This window comes from Bacillus sp. bc15, from assembly GCF_900142585.1.
Lineage (GTDB): Bacteria > Bacillota > Bacilli > Bacillales > Bacillaceae_G > Bacillus_A > Bacillus_A cereus.
The window spans coordinates 1,801,446-1,819,245 of the sequence record NZ_FRBJ01000001.1; the positions used below are offsets into that span (position 1 = coordinate 1,801,446).

The following is a 17,800-nucleotide window of genomic DNA, read 5'->3' on the forward strand; positions in this document are numbered from 1 at the left end:
TAATAATAATAGGTTCACTTACAAAAGATTTGTGTTCTTTCACTATTAATAAAACATCATACTTCTTTATAATTTTACAAATATAATTACGTATTTTTAAACCTTTCTCTTGAACATTCTATTAGTTGTTCCATAGCAATCTTTTGCGCATGTTCCTTACTATCTATCAAAGTCAATCCTTGTGATATATAACTCCAAAATGTATAGCCGCAATCCTCCATCCATCTATACGCTTCTGTTGTATATAGACCATCTTTTCTTTTAATGATTTGAACCTTATAGTTTTTACTTGGAGAAAAAAACTCTTGTATAACCTGCTCCATTTATTCAATATCCCCTTAAAATAAGGGCTAGGCTTTTTCACCTAACCCTACTAATATATTTACCCGTGTTTAATCAATCTCATACGGACATCTTCGTCTGCACTATAAAGTTGTAACATATTTAAATCATAATTTTGTACCTGATATCTAAAACTCTCAGTTCTTTGAGTCTTATGACCATTCTCAGTTACGCTTGTTAATTTTAATGTTAATTGTAAAGAAGGTACGTCTAACTCGTATGTTCCTTTCATTAGACTATCTCTACTTGGGAAATCCCCATACTTATAAAAAGCAAATGTCATATCACCTTTTAAATAGAGTATTGTTTTGACTCCTTCTCCTAAATCAATACCATACTTACCTACAATAGACCTTTCATTTTTAATATACCTAGATGTATTAGAATCGTTTATTCCTAACTCTTCATCAGTACCAACTATACCTTTGAACATACCTGTTTGGGCTTGGCTCTTGTCTGATTGACTTGAGTTAGGTGAAGATGATCTTGGAACAAAATTTGATGAAACGTCTTCACTAGATGAATCAGAAGAACTTTCTACTTTTTTTGATTCATTCTTTAGTTTTTCAAACACTGGTATCCAAACACGATTACCTTCTGATAGCTTACTGTCTGCCTTTTCAAGTACTTCCTTATCAGCTTCCATTGAGAAGTCTGTTTTCTTGAATACCTTTTCTACTTCTTCAAAAGATTCCCTATACTTACTGACTGCTTTAAGGACTTCTTTGTGATCTTCCTTGTATTTAGAAGGGGCATCTATAGACTCTATCTTATCCAGTACTTTCATATAGTCTTTAATGGAAACTAAGACTTCTTCCCTTGATTTACTACCTTTTTGGTAGTATTTTATTGAATCTTTATAAAAAATTAACCGCTTCACTAAATCTTTCTCCATGTCTAACATGTATTGTGGATAATCCTCTTCTAAAACTCGAATCCTTTGAATATCTTTCTCGTTATCTTTTAAGCTAGTAGACTTTTTATCTTGTTCAGTAGCTTTCGCTTTGCTTGACTCTTCTGTCTTTGCTTCTATCTTTGGTGAACCTTGAGTCGTAGCACAACCCCCTAATAACATAACCGGAATCGCTAACGTGATTAGTTTCTTCGATTTCATACGTCATCCCCCCGTTAATAATCGTTGTTATTTTCTTCTCTGCTTACCTTTTTAGGATTTAATTTATGAATACGGAATCCACCTTCTGTATCATCATTTAAATTCCTTTCTACTTTCTTCTCTGCTTTACGTTTCGCATCAGGGAAATCTTTATCTATTTCATCAAAAATCGGTTGCCATGTGCTCAGTACGTCTATAATCATATCATTGGCTTTGTCGAATCCCTCAGGTAATTTGTTATCAGGATATAATGGATTTTGCGCTCTCATACCAAAGTCTACAATGAGTTCTAAAGCTTCTCTTAACTTTGATACACCTTCTTCGAGTAAAGGATAGTTTGATTCGTACTTTCCGATTGGCACCAGGTTAAGTATGTAGTTTAGTTGCATATCAACCAGTTTTGATTCTTCTCTTGTGTAGTTCACGGTAGCACTACGCTCATTAATTGATTTTTCCATCCCCTTACCTAGATATTCAATTTGATACTGAAGTCGGGCATAGATTTCGTATAACTGATACGGATATCTTTCTTCCGTTACCGTTACTTTTTCTTTTTCTTTCTTTTCATAGACTGTTTCATTGTCCCCTTTCTTCTTGTCTTTCTTGGTTTCTTCTTCCGTCTCTATACCCTTGTACTTATCATTCTCTTTCTTCTTCATTTCCTCTTCATACTTTAATTGTGCTAACGCCATTCTTAGCTGTTTCTCAATTTGTTCATCGCTATAATGCAACTGTTTCATGTCTTTTATCATCTTATCTGCTTTAAACTCTTTATCTACTTGTCTGAACTCTGACTGTGTAAGTCCATATGTTTCGGTTGTACAACCTGCTAATAACATAACAGGTAAGGTTAATGTTACAAGAATCTTTGCTTTCATTTTCTGCTACCCCTATAAAAAGCAGCAACTATACAGTTGCTGCTTCTAAAATTTCTTTTTTTATTTCAACACACTTAACTTGGTGGGGGTCTTTTGAAAGAATTGTAAAAGCATATCCTTCACTAAATAATGTTTGTCCTTCCTGGATATCATAATTCTGCATTAGAATCCAACCACCAATTGTATCAACATCACTATCATTCATATGTAATCCTAACAAATCATTTATTTCACTAATACGCACTTTACCTTCTACGACAACATGATCATTATTTATTTGCTGAATTGGTGACAGCTCATCTCCATCATATTCATCACGGATTTCGCCTACAATTTCTTCTAGTATATCCTCAATTGTTACCAAACCAGCTGTGCCGCCGTATTCATCATATAATACAGCCAATGGGATACGTTTCGTTTGCATTTTTAATAATAAATCATGTATTGGTATGGTTTCTATTGCTACAATTACTGGACGCGTATACGAGGACATAGATTTAAATTCTTTTGATTCATTACTCATATAACGAATCAAGAAATCTTTCACATTCACCATGCCAATGATTTCATCTTTGTCTTCTCCAAATACAGGGTAGCGTGTGTACTTTTCATTACGGATTATATTTATATGATCCGCTAAAGAATTCTCTACATGAAGCCCTATAATTTCTGTACGAGGGACCATTATTTCTTTTGCAATACGATTATCAAATTCAAAAATATTATTTACATATTTATATTCAGCTTGATTAATCTCTCCACGTTGATAACTTTCCGAAAGAATCAATCGTAATTCTTCTTCTGTATGTACGACATCATGCTCTGATGCTGGTTTTAAACCAAATAGTCTTGTTATCATCCTTGCAGAGCCATTCAACAATCGAATAAACGGATACATGATTTTGTGGAACCAGATAAGCGGAGCTGAAAGCAATAAAGTAACCTTCTCAGCCTTTTGAATCGCAAATGTTTTGGGTGCCAATTCACCAACTACAACATGTAAGTACGTCATAAAAGTAAAAGCAATTCCTAAAGATAATACACCTGCAATGGAAGGGTTGATATTCCACTTATCAAATAAAGGATGTAAAAGTCTCTCAATGGTTGGTTCACCTAATGCCCCTAGTCCCATTGCTGTCACTGTAATACCTAATTGACAAGCTGACAAATATTCATCCAGGTTTGACGTTACTTTCTTAGCTGCCAATGCACCCTTCTTTCCTTCTAATACAAATTGATCAATCTTTGATCCTCTTACTTTTACAATAGCAAACTCAATTGCCACGAAAAACGCGGTACATGCGACTAAAACCGCTACCATAATTAAATTAAATATGTCCAACTAATCCCCTTAGTTTCGTAAAAACTAAAGGATTCACCTCCTAATATATTTTCACTTTCCCTACTTACTATTTATTAACTGCGTGTAATATATGATTGTTTACAATCTACATTCTCAAAATAATAAGAGGTACTCTAAGAAAATCGAGGTTATTTAGCCAACTATCCGAGTCAACGTCTGAGTCCAATACATATCCACCGCCTAAATTAAATTATCTATATGTTAGCATAGGTAATAAATTACAGTCAACACTTATATTTCAAATACTTAGAAATTGATTTAAAGAACTTCCCTCCTATCCTTTTCTTCCCTCACTACCTAATATAGCTAACACTGTTTATAACCTAAACACTCCAACTACATTAGGCCGCTCTCTCTTTCATTCTGCGTATTTTTAATTCATAAATATTTTTCAAAAACCACTTCATAAAAGAACGTAAGTTCGTGTATAATAAGAACGGACGTTCTTGTTGTTGGGAGGAATTATGATGTATGACTATTCAATTTTACCGAATAGAATCATTTTATGTGTTGATCTTCGAAGCTTTTATGCCTCAGTTAGTTGTATTAAATTGGGCTTTGATCCACTTCATACAAAATTAGCTGTAGTCGGGGATGTAAATAGAAACGGTTCAATTGTTCTAGCCGCAACTCCACCATTAAAAGCAATGGGTGTAAAGAAGATGGCAAGGCTATACGAGATTCCTCGACAAAAAGATATTCTTATTGTGAATCCAATTATGGGAACATATATTAAATGCTCCAATTACATAACGAAGTTAGCTCTACAATATGTTCCTATTGAAGACTTTCATCAATACAGCATTGATGAATTTTTTATGGATATTACCGATAGCATCCATCTATTTGCCCGAAATCCACATGAATTTGCATTACAGTTTAAACGTGAAATATATGAACATACACGAATTGAATGCACAATTGGAATTGCTCCTAACCTGTTGATGAGTAAGGTAGCTTTAGATATTGAAGGAAAGCAAAATAAAGACGGAATTGCTTATTGGAAATACGAAGATGTACCTACAAAATTATGGAGCATACGGCCACTTAGTAAGTTTTGGGGAATTTCACATAAAACTGAAACAAAGTTAAATAAAAAAGGAATACATTCAATTGAAGATTTAGCTAATTATCCTCTTAAATATTTAAAACAAAGCTTCGGCGTGATTGGAGAAGAATTACACTTACATAGCCATGGAATTGACTTTAGTCGCATTTCAGAGAAATATGTTCCTGCCACAACTTCTATTGGAAAAAGCCAAATTCTCATGCGTGACTACACAATAGAAGAATTTCCGATTATCCTGCTGGAACATACCGAAGAAGTTTGCTATCGATTAAGACAACAAAACAAACTTGCTCAAACCGTTCATTTCTCTGTTGGTTATAGCAAGAATTGTGCAGGTGGCATTAGAAAAACACATACTTTAAGCCGTCCCACAAATTTAACGATGGATATTTATCATATCTGTACATACTTTTTACATCAGCAATATACTGGTGAACCCATTCGTAGCATAAACATATCCTTAACAAACCTACTTCAAGAAGGAGAAGAACAAATTTCACTTTTTGATAATGTCACGCAACGAGAACAAGAAATAAAGCTAACGAAAGTAATGGATGAAATACGCACGAAATTTGGAAAGAATAGTATATTAAGAGGAATTTCGTATACAAATAATGCAACAGCTAGATGCAGAAACACACTATTAGGAGGACACAAAGCATGAACAACGCTAATATGCCAAAAGGCAGAGGAATGGTAAAATGGGCGCCGTTCGCAGCAATGCCAGAACAATTCGCCGGAATACGTGAAATAATCAAAGAGAAAAATAAAATAGCACGTCCTATTTTAACCTCTGAAGAAAAAGAACTTATTGAGAATATGCTTTTATGTTCCTTATTATCCGAAGAAGAAATACTAATTACATATTATGAAGACGGCTATTTTCTTACTAACTATATGACCATCATTGATATAGATCCGTTAAATAGCGCTATCATATGTACGGATGCTTTCTATAATAAGTTGACACTACAATTTTCGGATATACTTGATGTAAAATAGAATAGATTTAAACGTTTGGATTGTTATAAAGGAGTGTATAAAATGCAAGGGAATCAGATAAGAAAGAATACAGCAAGAACAGTTATTCATAACAATATAAATAGCTATCCCTATTTAAATATACCTATGATTATTAATGAGAATGATGGAATAACTTACGAGGTTTTAAGCGCTGGTTTTCATAATAATGATGCAGTAGCAATGATAACAACTGACGGTTTCACTACAACTAGGGTAAATACACCAATCGTAACAGTAAAAAACGATGATAGTAGTATCCAAGTATTCCGTTTACCTTTAGAATTGGATTATTGGGTGCTTTCATGTATGCGCGCTGCTTCAATAGGAAAAAATCCGTTCCCATGTAAAGTTGCTTTTGGAATCATTGATACTAAATTTCATGTGGAATTCAAGTAAAAAAGGAGTAAATTAATTTGTTCCTTTTTTAATTTTTGGGACATTTATTTTTCTTAAGTTGATGGGCATGTAGCGGTATCCCCCACTATTAAATTTCAAATGCATAAAAATGAGAAAAACTTTAAAATAATTTATATACAAATGAAATAATCCAGCGAGAGTATCAAACTGTATACAATTTGCCTTTTCACACTAAAAAATGATACTAAGGTCATTGAAAGGCACCTCAGGGTGTCTTTTTCTTAATTCTAATCCGCGGTAACAAATTCATATTTTTTATATAAAAAATGGAAAAAATATTTTATAATTCTATTTAGATTAATATTACGTTTTTAATATAAAATTTATAGAAAAATGGCGGTGATTGATTTTATGTTTAATATTTCAAAGGGTGCGATGATAGATACAATAAACAATATGATTTACAACATTGCTCTTTATGTCTTTGTATTTATTATTTGCATGTGGATTTTAGTATGTATTGTTCGATTATTTGTAAGGGGATTATCTAGAGTAATACCTATAACGTATACACCTTCGTTGCAATCTAAAGGAAATGGAAAAAGAAAACAAAATAAAAAAAGGAATACGTCTTATAGAGTTCAATCAGTTGGAAAGAAAGCAAATACAAATAAAGTTGTAAATTCTGATTTGGATGATGAAGATGATTTTAACGACTATTATGACGACTACAGTTCCCCTAGCTATTATAGCTCTTCTAATAGTTCAAGTTCTGAAAGTTCCTATAGTAACTCCAATTATAACAGCACTTCTAGTTACAAAAATGAAGATTCCTCTAGGTATGATAGTCCTTCTTATAATTCTAGTTATAATAGTAACTCAGATGAAAATGATTACTAATAAAATACTAACTTGCATGATAGTACACAATCTATTTGTCATAAGAATGCACACATCCATACATTAAAAATATATTAAATTGCAACAATCATTTTGGTTAGAAATCTTATCCATAACATTAAACTTAAGATGGTTCCATACGGAGAAAGACGCCTTTGGTGTCTTTCTCCGTATGGATCAGTACCAAGCTTAATATATTACGTAAGAACTTGACGCTATTTTAAAGCGAATGCTGCCCCTGCTGCTACATGAGTCGGTCCTCTCCAATATATCCTCCTTTCTATTATTCAAGCTTTATCTCAGCAGTTGGCGAAAATATAATATCCTTTCACCCAGCGCTCTTTTAACCATCTCAGTTTATATTCCATGCTTGGTGTATGAGTTGCTGCAGAATCCATTAAGTTATATCTATCTAAAATCTCCAAACATCTAATAGGACTTGTTAAAGTATTTAGAAATTCCAAGTCCTCGCTTTCAAGAGACTTCCATACAATTCCTTTAAAATTAATTGGCAGCAGTTCTAATATCATATCTCTATCCAAACCTGATGTTTCTAAGAAATTTTGAAGATGCGAGAGAGATAAATAACTCCAGTTTGTACTTTGGTATTCTTCCCTTAAAATTGTATATCGATCTAAGTCATTACAATTTAATTCATAACTCTTTATTGCTTCTATTCCCCATTTCATCTTTTTCCCCCACAATCATTATTTCCGTAATCAACCGTTAGTTATGTTCACAAAGCCCTATTATTAAAAAAGATCCAAGCATCAGTAATACGCTCAGATCTCTGTTTAATAATTAGATTAAATAAAACTTTATTAGCCTCTTTTTAGAAAATTAAATATGTTCCCCATGATCCATAAATACTTCAATTGATTCTTGTTGTGGTACGTCTTTTACATTAGTAAGACCAAAAGTAAAAAATGTGGACAACATCATCATTAATAAGATAGCTTTTTTCATTTTAGCGCCCTTCTTTCTTTGCTTATTTTGTCTGCGTCTAAAGCAATGTGTAAATATTTGCTTGCCTTTTCATGATTTTTTGAATTGTAGAATTGGTCACCTAAAAGAGAAGCATACTCTTTTATCCACTCATATAATTCTTCTGCTTCAAAATAAGAAATACCTTCTATAACTAATTTCTCAAATTCTTCGATTGGTGCTTTATTATGTAATGACCTTAAGATTTCGAAATGATGACGATAACCTACATCACTAAGCTTATAACCTTGTTCAATATATTCATTAGCAATAGTATGCTTTCCTAGCTTGAAATGTTCTCTCGCTAAAAGAAACATAGTTTTAAAGTTATTCTCTAATGAATTCTCTAAATGTTTAACTGCTAACTCTGGCATGTTTTGACTTGCATATAAAAGTCCTAAATTATGCTTAACGCGTTTAATTAGAATTTCATCACCTGATTTTTTGAAAGTGTCTAATGCTGAAAGTAAATATTCTTCTGCACTTTCAAATTCATTTAGTCGTATGTTTGCCATTCCTAAAGTATTTAAACATGCAGCTATTTTCAATTCATATCCTGCATTATTTATAAATATTTCATTTGCCTTCATAGCATATTGAATTGCTTGAATTGGTTTCATTATATGGTAGTAGTAAACAGCAACCCAATAATTAAATTCTGCTTTTTCAATTTCATCATGCATGTAATCTAGAAGCTTTTCAGCTTCTTCAAAATGAATCCTTGCTTCACTATTGTTGGCCGTATTGATGGCGTAAATAGCTTTAAATAAATGATAATAGTACTCTAAAAACGTTTCATTTTCGTCTGGTAAAGGTTCGACTTTGTCTAAAATATCTTTTGAACCCTTCGTATCACGAATTAGAAGGCTGTACCGCGCATTTAGTAAAGCGTAATACATTAATATTGTTTGATCTTCCTTGATATAATTAATTTTACTTTCAATATCTTCTTTTATCTTTTCAGACTGTAATACACATTGTGCAATCATAGCTTGATACCAGTCATTTAATAATTTGGTGATTTTTTCGTTAGAAATGAGGTTAACACTCATCTGCTCCTACCCCCTTTTATCAAATATTATCACGGCATACTTGCATTTATAAATATATTCACAATATTTTAACTTGAGAAACTTATTTTTGAATATTCACAGAAGAACATGAAGAAAGTAATTCGAGTTTTTGGTATCACTCTAGAATTAGTAGCTATCTTTAGATTTAGTTTCACTTCAAGCAACAAAATAATGAACATAGGAAAATATTCTAATACAAAAAGAACCATTCTATCACAAATGGCTTCTTTCATCTCATATATTTTCTTTGCTGTACCATTTCAGATACAAGTACATTGATTGTAGAGATATATTCTCTTCCCATAGCCTTTAAGATAAAATCCTGTTCTTTTGTAGGAAATAGCTTAATTTTTCTGTCACAAATTGTTATATTTTTCTACAACTAAATCCCTAAGAAGTCTGGCTCTTTTAAGACTTTTGTATTCGTCTAAAGTTATAACTCTTACAATTGACCACGAGCCAAGCCACATCACTTTTCTGATATAACCACTCGGGATTTTAATTTGAGAAGTATCACAAGCATTTCTCCCACACAGAACAAACAAGGCATTTTTGTAGTCATCTCTATATTCTCTGTTGAATTTATGGTCTTTCATAAATTGTTCAAATCCGCAATTACTACATTTAATTTGCACCTTTCTCATCTCCTTGTTTTTTGTTTTTCTACATATTTTTTAAAAGTTGCACTCGATACATTTCCTGCGGTAGATACAAAATAACTACATGCCCATAAACTTGGAAAATGTTTAGGGTAAGGAAATTCCTCTCTCAATTTTTTGAAGTTACTCCTTTGATTTTTGCCATAATATCAAAGGACTAAATGTTGACAGCGTGTTTAAAAACATATGTGTATGGTCTTTGTTACACTCTAAAGCGACAATGACAATTTCTAATTCGTCGCATATTTCTTGTACCAACTCCCTAAAGCACTCTTCTAAATCCGTCCGGTATGATGCTCCCTACTTTGTTCAAAGAAACCCGTTGTCCATTCTATCCCTTTCCCCTTTTAATTAAAAAGCTATCTGTTACTCTTTATTTTATATATACTTTTCTTTAATTTAGGCTTTTTATGTAACCTTACTTTGCTTCCATTAATATCAAAATCCAACTTTTCTTCTAAAGCCTCCATTTTCTGCTTATGTTCTTTTTCTATTCTATCTTTTTCTTCTTTTCTCTTAGTCGCTTTAGGACCAATTACGAATAGAATTAAGAAAATACTAACCATTACAATGAACGTAGTCACTAATACTCATCCTCCCTTACCAAAACCTCATACACAAAAAGCTTTTTAACTTATTAGATTTAAATTAGAAACCTAAAGGAGAATAAGTACTAGTATATATAGAAGGAATAAATATAGATGTTACCTTCACTATTCCTCTATCTCCTTATATAAACCAAAATTATAAATGGCGCAGTAAGGCCGGTACTAGCAATGTCATTACAAATATAAAAATTGAACTATATCTCAAACTTGAACTCCACTTTCCATATTTGGGATGTTCAAATTTCTTATAAAGCATACCTAATGCTAAAGATATCAAAAACATTAATACAGCTGTTCCTAAAATTATAGAAGTAATTAAGCCCACCATATTACTCATAAAAGTTTGAAAATCAAAAGAACGTGTTGTCAACATTAACACTGGTAGAATCCTTATTAAAAGTATGAGAATAAATGAACCTACTCCTAAATATATAGATCTTTTTTTCCACTTTATATGTTTAAACCATAACGAAGCCCCAAAAACTAATAATGATATTAAAATTACTACAGAAAATATAAGGAAAATAACATCAAAGAATGCAGGCACACTCGCATGGACTGCACCATCTATTTTATCTCCCCCATCTTTTATTACATTACTGCCGCCATTAAACAAAGAACCAAACCAGTCTACAATCCAATCGGTCATCCAAGAAATATCGAATGGTAACTCTTCATTATTTGTTTGTGCAGGAGCAGCTGAGTTATATACCTCCAAATTATCCTCCTCCTTAATTGAAATTAAGCCCTTTACTTTAAGTATATAAACTTACCTAACCAAAACTAAGAAAATATCAAATCTTATCTTATTTTATTAGATAGAAATTCTCCTTCTTCAAATGTGTGCAGGACGATAATCCGACGGTAACAGTAAGAAGGATTTTCCTTTATGCGCATAAACAGAAAAAAGAGCACCCTATCACTAACAATAGGAGTGCTCGTATTTATTTTCGTCTATTCCTTTTCTGGCCAAATTTTCGCGTTTGGTTCTAATAACCACTTGTGGTCTTCCTCCATGATACGATCATTCCATGGGTTATTCTCAAGATGTCGAATCATCCAACAAAAATACATTGCATATCCAGGCGCAGTTGCTTGCGGATGGTCTAGCTCACCCGGAATTGTAATAAAACTATTATGTACAACGCGATAAGCATCCTCACCAACCATTGCACATCCAAATCCCTGTGGCTTGTTAAAGCGATAATAATATACCTCCGGTTGATCATGGTGATGCGGTGGATAACTGGACCATCTCCCTGGATAAGAAATAACTTCTCCTACAACCATATTCGAATATGCTGCATTATTATAATCAAAAATTGTCCGAATAACACGCTGGGCTGTTCCCTCCCATACGCCCTCACCAACTACAACACTTTGACACTCATTTGGAGTATACAACTTGGACGCAAATTCTTGGTCATTATCTGTTTTTTGGACAAGCACTTCACTATCTGAAAGAGCAGTAATTGTAACCTTCACATTTTTAGCCACATGTAAACACCAAGGATTTTCTTCAAAAACAGACTGCCTTTGAATAACTTGTTCCATTCCATCCCACTCTAAACGTATTGCCCCTTCTAGTAAAAGTACTGCCGTTTCATTCTTATTATCAAATAACAGCTCTTCTTTTCCATTAGACAACTTATATATGCCTATATCCATTAACATATCACTGCAATGACCGTTCATTTCTGTTAATACATTATATCCTTCATTTAATTTACCCAATTTACCTAACATGATGTTCTCCTCCTTTTTTAACGTATTCCCCGAAAGAATTCTCTACCTTTGTCAGCTAACTAAATTATGAGTTCCTTCTATTATTTAATGAAGAAAGCTTTTCTGGTTGTGCTTTGTTTTCACTTCCGAAAATGAGCATATGATTTTTAACGTTTTCGTATGCGGCCTCAATTACATCTTGATGATACATAAAGTAATCTGAATAAGGAGTATTTAGGACAGCAGTGTTAACCGCAGTAATTACATTCTGAAATGTCGCTGTTGCTACATTAATTTTTCGAACACCATGTTGAATACATTGCTTGAAATCCTCTGGGCTAATGCCAGACCCACCATGTAATACTAAAGGAATATCGACTATCCCATTAATCTCCTGCAAGCGGTCTAATCGTAAATCAGGGTCTCCATTGTACATCCCGTGCGCATTTCCAATCGCAACAGCTAACGCATCAACATCTGTTTCTTCTGCAAATCTTTTTGCTTCTTTAGTACTTGTCAGCATCATTTCAATATCTTCTGATCCGTCCTCACTACCACCTACTCTGCCAATCTCAGCCTCTACTGTCGCTCCGTACTGTTTCGCAAGCTCCACAACTTCTTTTGTCCTTTGGATATTCTCTTCTAATGGATAGTGAGAGCCATCAAACATAATCGAACTAAAACCAATTTCTAATGTCTCTTTAATTTTTCCAAACGTCATACCGTGATCAAAGTGAACTGCTACTGGAACAGTTGCTTTTTTCGCTGCAGCTACCATCAAAGGACCAACCATATGAATGGGCGAATGATTCAAACGAACTTCCGCAATTTGTAGAATGAGCGGGGAACGTAACTCTTCAGCTGCTTGAATAGCTCCCATTACCATTTCCATATTAGCGACACTAAAAGCTCCAACCCCATAATTCTCTTGATCTGCTTTAATTAAAATATCTTTCATTTGAACTAATGGCATTACATACTCCCCTATTTCAATATTATTTATTAAATGTAAAACCAACCGTCACGTCTTTTTACCCCTTTTGTAAGAAGACATGTTGATTACCATACCATTTACTTAGGGATAATCTTAATATGCTTAAATTACAAACCTGCTTTTTCTTGTATAAATTTTCGAGCTTTTAATGCGTATTCAAAAGGATTCGCTAAAGCTGGGTCTTGCTCTGCTTCTACCACAAACCATCCTTTATACTCAGAGTTCGCAAGGGTAGTAAACACTTCATCAAATACAATTACGCCATCTCCAGGAACTGTAAATGCACCATTCTTCACTGCCTGTAAGAAGCTTAAATTGTTTTCCTTTACAGCATCAACTACTTCCTGGCGAATATCTTTTAAATGTACATGTTTAATACGAGGTAAATATTTTTTCAAAACATAAAGCGGCTCTTCTCCTGAAAAAACAAGATGACCTGTATCAAAAAGTAGGGATACAAGCTCTGGATTCGTCATATCCATTAACTTTTCAATTTCTGCCGTTGTTTGAACACCCGTACCCATATGGTGATGGTATACAATATGTAGCCCCTTTTCCTGAGCTAATTTACCGAGGTGATGTAACCCATCCACTAGCTTTTCCCACTCTTCTTCTGTAAAAACAGGCTTATTTTTAAATAGTGGTACATCCATTAAACCTTGAATACTATGCCCTTGCTCTGAAACAACGATGACTTTTGCACCCATGTCATGCAAGAAATCCCTATGCTTAATAAATTCTTCTACCGTCTCTTCAATCGGCTTCGTTGTTAAAAACGTACTAAACCATGCACTAGCAATCTCCAAGTTTCGTAATTCCAAAGATTTTTTTAATACAACTGTATTTCTCGGGTATTTATTACCTACTTCACTTCCATTAAATCCAGCTAGTGCCATCTCACTAATACATTGTTCAAACGTATTTTCTGCTCCTAGCTCCGGCATATCATCATTTGTCCAAGCAATTGGTGCAATTCCAAGCTTAATTGTATTTTCTTTAAACATCCCCTTATCTCTCCTCTTTGCAAAATGTTATAGAATCTTGCCAAGTTCACTTAACTGTTCGTTAAAAAGAGAACTTCCTAGACAATATGCATGTAGATAAAAAGCTCTCTTTGTGTCCTAATCTAATATGATCTTGCCTTTTGCAAGTTACTTACTTTACTCTCATACGAAGCTTGTACACTTGGACTATTAGATACTTCTGCAACACCTACATGCCACCATGAATCGTATCCATTTGTCATTGTTTTTGGTAATACTTTAATATCAATTAATGTAGAAACTGTTTGTTTTTTCGCATCCTTAAGCGCTTCCTGTAATTGTTCCATTGATGTAACTTGATACGTTTTTACGCCATATCCAGCCGCGCTAGCTGCAAAATCAATTTTCATAATAGCCCCGTTTAATTTACGTGTTTCTTGGTTTCGGTAGCGAAATTCTGTTCCAAAGCTGCCCATACCGTTGCCCATTTGTAAGTTATTAATACAGCCAAATCCGGAGTTATCAAACAATAAGACGTTAATTTTTTTGTTTTCTTGAAGACTTGTGACAAGCTCAGAATGTAGCATTTGGTAACTGCCATCCCCTACCATTGCATATACTTCTTTCGATGGTTCAGCGAGCTTTGCACCAAGTGCACCTGCAACTTCATAGCCCATGCAAGAGTATCCATACTCCATGTGATATGTATTAGGTTTTCTTGCTGCCCACATTCTTTGTAAATCACCCGGAAGACTTCCTGCCGCACCAACAATAATTGCATCTTCATCAAGTAATGTATTGATTTGTCCAATGACTGCGGTCTGTGTTAATTGTGTACCAAGTGCGTCTACATACTCATTTAAATTCTCATCGAAATGACCTTCAACTTCCGGCGTGAAACCTTGACCTGTAAAGCGAATATTATGTAGACGTTCTAATTCTGTTTCCCAAGCCTCTTTTGCATCATCAATTTCTACTGTGTAACTAGATTGATACTCAATTGCTTGCAGTTCATCTATTAGAGCAAGAAGTGCTTCTTTTGCATCTGCTATAACCTTTAATGCATCAAGTTTGTTCGCATGGAATTCCGAAATGTTGATGTTTAAAAACTCAACCTCTTTATTCTGGAACAATTGCTTAGATGCCGTTGTAAAATCAGTAAATCTTGTCCCAATTCCAATAACAAGATCTACTTCCTTTGCAATTGTATTGGCTGCTACATTTCCAGTTACCCCAATGCCGCCAAGATTATATGGATGATTGCTTTCTATCGCGCTTTTCCCAGCTTGCGTTTCTCCAAATGGAATGCGGAATGTTTCAGCAAACTGTTTGAGTTCCTCTGCCGCTTCTGCGTATCTTACACCACCACCGCAAATCATAATTGGCTTTTTCTTTTTCTTAATCATTTCTACCGCATCCGCTAAACTGGCTTTTGTAGGTAGACGACGTTCAATACGATGAACACGCTTTTGGAAGAAGTAACTTGGAAAATCCCAAGCTTCCCCTTGGACGTCTTGTGGTAAACAAATTGTTACAGCACCTGTATCTGCCGGATTCGTTAAAACACGCATGGCTTGAATCATAGCTGTCATCAATTGCTCAGGACGATTCACCCGGTCCCAATACTTACTTACCGCACGGAAAGCATCATTCGTAGAAATAGATAAGTCATGCGTTTGTTCAATTTGTTGAAGAACAGGATCAGGTTGTCTCGTTGCAAATACATCACCTGGAAGTAGTAAAACGGGAATATTATTTGCAGAAGCTGTTGCAGCAGAGGTAATCATATTTGCTGATCCAGGACCAACAGAAGAAGTACATGCCATAATTTGTTTTCTGTGTTTTTGTTTTGCAAAGGCCATCGCAGCATTTGCCATCCCTTGTTCATTTCTCCCTTGATATACTTCTAATTCCCCTGCGTCTTCTTCTAAAGCTTGACCTAGGCCTACTACATTCCCATGACCAAAAATCGTAAAGATTCCCTTAATAAATTTTTGTTGCTTTCCATCAAACTCTACGTATTGCTGATTCAAAAATTTCACCAAAGCTTGCGCCGTCGTCATTCTAACAGTTTGCATATTGTTTGCTCCTTTCTATCTCTATCAGTCATTCTGCATATGAAAAAGGAGTATCAGGAATTTGATAGACTCCTAATACTTCCTTCTTATGTTTTACTACTTCCGTTACTTTCGCTTACAAGCACCTAGAGAGATTCTACTTCTCTCTTCATGATTACTTTTCCCAACGAGATGTAAGCATTTTCTTTCTCGTATAAAACTCAACGCCGTCAGTACCGTTCGCATGAAGATCTCCATAGAAAGAATCTTTCCAGCCAGAGAACGGGAAGAATGCCATCGGTGCTGGAACCCCAACATTCACACCTAACATACCTGATTCAATTGTTTCACGGAATTGACGTACACTTGCTCCGCTATCTGTATAAATGCAAGCACCATTTGCAAAGCGAGATTCATTCGCAATTTCAATCGCTTCATCTAATGATTTCACACGAACAATGGATAAAACAGGAGCAAAAATCTCATCTTGCCAGATTTTCATTTCTTTTGTAACATGGTCAAAAATTGTTGGACCAACGAAGTAGCCAGCTCCTTTTACAGCTGTGTCTTCGCGTCCATCACGAACTAATGTAGCGCCCTGTTCTACACCTGAATCGATGTAACCAATTGTACGCTCTTTATGGTTATGACGAATAACTGGGCCTAAAAATACATCTTCATCAAGACCATTACCAATCACAATTTTATGTGCTTCTTCTACTAGTCTTCCAACTAATTGATCTGCAATTTCTTCTTCTACTGTAACAACAGAAGCAGCCATACAACGCTCACCAGCTGAACCGAATGCAGCACTAATAATTTGCTTTGTTGCTAGCTCAAGATTCGCATCATTTAATACAATGGAATGGTTTTTCGCACCCGCTAATGCTTGAACGCGTTTTAAGTTTTCTGTTCCTTTTTTGTATACATATTCTGCGACAGGCTGAGAACCTACAAATGAAATTGCCTTCACTAATTTATGTTCCAGAAGACCATTTACTACATCGTGTGCACCATTTACGATATTTAATACACCTTTAGGTAAACCAGCTTCTGCAGCTAATTCTGCTAATCTTGCTGCTAGAAGTGGTGTACGCTCTGAAGGTTTTAATACAAATGTATTACCACAAGCAATTGCAAGTGGGAACATCCAGCATGGAACCATCATAGGGAAGTTAAAAGGTGTAATCCCGCCTATAACACCAATTGGGTAACGATACATACCAGACTCAATACCTGTTGCAATATCAGGTAGCTGTTTTCCCATCATTAATGTCGGAGCACCTGCAGCAAACTCCACGCACTCAATACCACGAAGAACTTCACCGTAAGCTTCGTTATAGCTTTTTCCGTTTTCAATCGTAATAAGTTTCGCTAACTCTTCCCAGTTATCTACTAATAATTGTTGATATTTAAATAGAATACGAGCACGTTTTGGCACAGCTGTTTTGGACCAAGATTTGAATGCTTCATTTGCTGCTAATACAGCTTGTTCAACATCTGCTTTTGTTGAAAGTGGTACCTGGGCGATTACTTCCCCTGTTGCTGGATTGTATACAGCTTCCAACTTAGTTGAAATAGATTCTACCCATTCGCCGCCAATGTAGTTTTTTACAATTTGTGCTGTTTGTACTGTCATATTCATTCTCTCCCTTTTATGTAATGTAGAAG

Annotated in this window: 18 protein-coding genes and 1 pseudogene; 4 read left to right on the plus strand and 15 right to left on the minus strand. The window is 34.6% G+C overall.

Annotated features, from left to right (window positions below):
• Window positions 1-86: 86 nt before the first annotated feature.
• From BUA87_RS09180 to BUA87_RS09195, 4 genes are read right to left on the minus strand one after another with little or no spacing between them, the layout of a single operon-like run.
• Window positions 87-323: a hypothetical protein gene (locus tag BUA87_RS09180; RefSeq protein ID WP_025117929.1), complete on the minus strand. Its 237-nt coding sequence runs from the start codon at window positions 321-323 to the stop codon at window positions 87-89.
• A gap of 59 nt (window positions 324-382) precedes the next feature.
• Window positions 383-1,456 carry a DUF3994 domain-containing protein gene (locus BUA87_RS09185; protein WP_000837196.1) on the minus strand — a complete coding sequence of 358 codons (1,074 nt, stop codon included), beginning with the start codon at window positions 1,454-1,456 and terminating at the stop codon, window positions 383-385.
• 14 nt (window positions 1,457-1,470) lie between these two features.
• Window positions 1,471-2,334, minus strand: a complete 864-nt coding sequence (locus BUA87_RS09190) for a hypothetical protein (protein WP_072939326.1) — start codon at window positions 2,332-2,334, stop codon at window positions 1,471-1,473.
• A gap of 28 nt (window positions 2,335-2,362) precedes the next feature.
• A complete protein-coding gene (locus tag BUA87_RS09195) occupies window positions 2,363-3,676 on the minus strand; it encodes a hemolysin family protein (protein ID WP_025117928.1) in 1,314 nt (437 codons plus the stop codon).
• 488 nt (window positions 3,677-4,164) lie between these two features.
• On the opposite strand from BUA87_RS09195, the gene BUA87_RS09200 reads away from it, so the two are divergent.
• The 4 genes from BUA87_RS09200 (at window position 4,165) to BUA87_RS09215 (ending at window position 7,046) form a co-directional block, all read left to right on the plus strand.
• The gene (locus BUA87_RS09200; protein ID WP_000272544.1) at window positions 4,165-5,430 is read left to right on the plus strand and encodes a Y-family DNA polymerase; all 1,266 of its coding nucleotides are present in this window, start codon (window positions 4,165-4,167) and stop codon (window positions 5,428-5,430) included.
• Complete coding sequence (locus BUA87_RS09205) at window positions 5,427-5,768, plus strand: YolD-like family protein (protein ID WP_001057796.1); 342 nt, start codon at window positions 5,427-5,429, stop codon at window positions 5,766-5,768. Before BUA87_RS09200 ends, BUA87_RS09205 begins: the two co-directional genes overlap by 4 nt.
• Window positions 5,769-5,810: 42 nt before the next feature.
• On the plus strand, window positions 5,811-6,185 hold the full coding sequence (locus BUA87_RS09210) for a hypothetical protein (protein WP_071714991.1): 375 nt from the start codon (window positions 5,811-5,813) through the stop codon (window positions 6,183-6,185).
• 372 nt (window positions 6,186-6,557) lie between these two features.
• Window positions 6,558-7,046, plus strand: coding sequence for a hypothetical protein (locus BUA87_RS09215; protein ID WP_071731141.1), 489 nt, complete (start codon window positions 6,558-6,560; stop codon window positions 7,044-7,046).
• Between the two features lie 299 nt (window positions 7,047-7,345).
• On the opposite strand, the gene BUA87_RS09220 is transcribed toward BUA87_RS09215, so the two are convergent.
• The 11 genes and pseudogenes from BUA87_RS09220 to BUA87_RS09275 all read right to left on the minus strand — a co-directional run bounded on the left by BUA87_RS09220 (window position 7,346) and on the right by BUA87_RS09275 (window position 17,768).
• Window positions 7,346-7,735, minus strand: coding sequence for a hypothetical protein (locus BUA87_RS09220; protein WP_025117926.1), 390 nt, complete (start codon window positions 7,733-7,735; stop codon window positions 7,346-7,348).
• 151 nt (window positions 7,736-7,886) lie between these two features.
• Window positions 7,887-8,012, minus strand: coding sequence for an aspartate phosphatase (locus BUA87_RS09225; protein ID WP_071714989.1), 126 nt, complete (start codon window positions 8,010-8,012; stop codon window positions 7,887-7,889).
• Entirely contained in the window at window positions 8,009-9,082 is a 1,074-nt protein-coding gene (locus BUA87_RS09230; RefSeq protein ID WP_072939330.1) for a response regulator aspartate phosphatase, read from the minus strand. Before BUA87_RS09230 ends, BUA87_RS09225 begins: the two co-directional genes overlap by 4 nt.
• 661 nt (window positions 9,083-9,743) lie before the next feature.
• Window positions 9,744-10,047, minus strand: a pseudogene (gene tnpA / locus BUA87_RS09240) (IS200/IS605 family transposase); the annotation flags it as partial.
• A 74-nt stretch (window positions 10,048-10,121) separates the two neighbouring features.
• Entirely contained in the window at window positions 10,122-10,346 is a 225-nt protein-coding gene (locus tag BUA87_RS09245) for a hypothetical protein (RefSeq protein WP_072939333.1), read from the minus strand.
• A 160-nt stretch (window positions 10,347-10,506) separates the two neighbouring features.
• Window positions 10,507-11,106 carry a hypothetical protein gene (locus BUA87_RS09250; RefSeq protein ID WP_072939336.1) on the minus strand — a complete coding sequence of 200 codons (600 nt, stop codon included), beginning with the start codon at window positions 11,104-11,106 and terminating at the stop codon, window positions 10,507-10,509.
• A 218-nt stretch (window positions 11,107-11,324) separates the two neighbouring features.
• Window positions 11,325-12,116 carry a 5-deoxy-glucuronate isomerase gene (locus BUA87_RS09255; RefSeq protein ID WP_072939339.1) on the minus strand — a complete coding sequence of 264 codons (792 nt, stop codon included), beginning with the start codon at window positions 12,114-12,116 and terminating at the stop codon, window positions 11,325-11,327.
• A gap of 64 nt (window positions 12,117-12,180) precedes the next feature.
• The gene (locus tag BUA87_RS09260; RefSeq protein WP_072939342.1) at window positions 12,181-13,068 is read right to left on the minus strand and encodes a class II fructose-bisphosphate aldolase; all 888 of its coding nucleotides are present in this window, start codon (window positions 13,066-13,068) and stop codon (window positions 12,181-12,183) included.
• A 128-nt stretch (window positions 13,069-13,196) separates the two neighbouring features.
• A complete protein-coding gene (iolE, locus tag BUA87_RS09265; protein WP_072939345.1) occupies window positions 13,197-14,093 on the minus strand; it encodes a myo-inosose-2 dehydratase in 897 nt (298 codons plus the stop codon).
• Window positions 14,094-14,215: 122 nt separating this feature from the next.
• Entirely contained in the window at window positions 14,216-16,150 is a 1,935-nt protein-coding gene (gene iolD / locus BUA87_RS09270; protein WP_072939348.1) for a 3D-(3,5/4)-trihydroxycyclohexane-1,2-dione acylhydrolase (decyclizing), read from the minus strand.
• Window positions 16,151-16,304: 154 nt separating this feature from the next.
• On the minus strand, window positions 16,305-17,768 hold the full coding sequence (locus BUA87_RS09275; RefSeq protein ID WP_072939351.1) for a CoA-acylating methylmalonate-semialdehyde dehydrogenase: 1,464 nt from the start codon (window positions 17,766-17,768) through the stop codon (window positions 16,305-16,307).
• Between the last annotated feature and the right edge of the window lie 32 nt (window positions 17,769-17,800).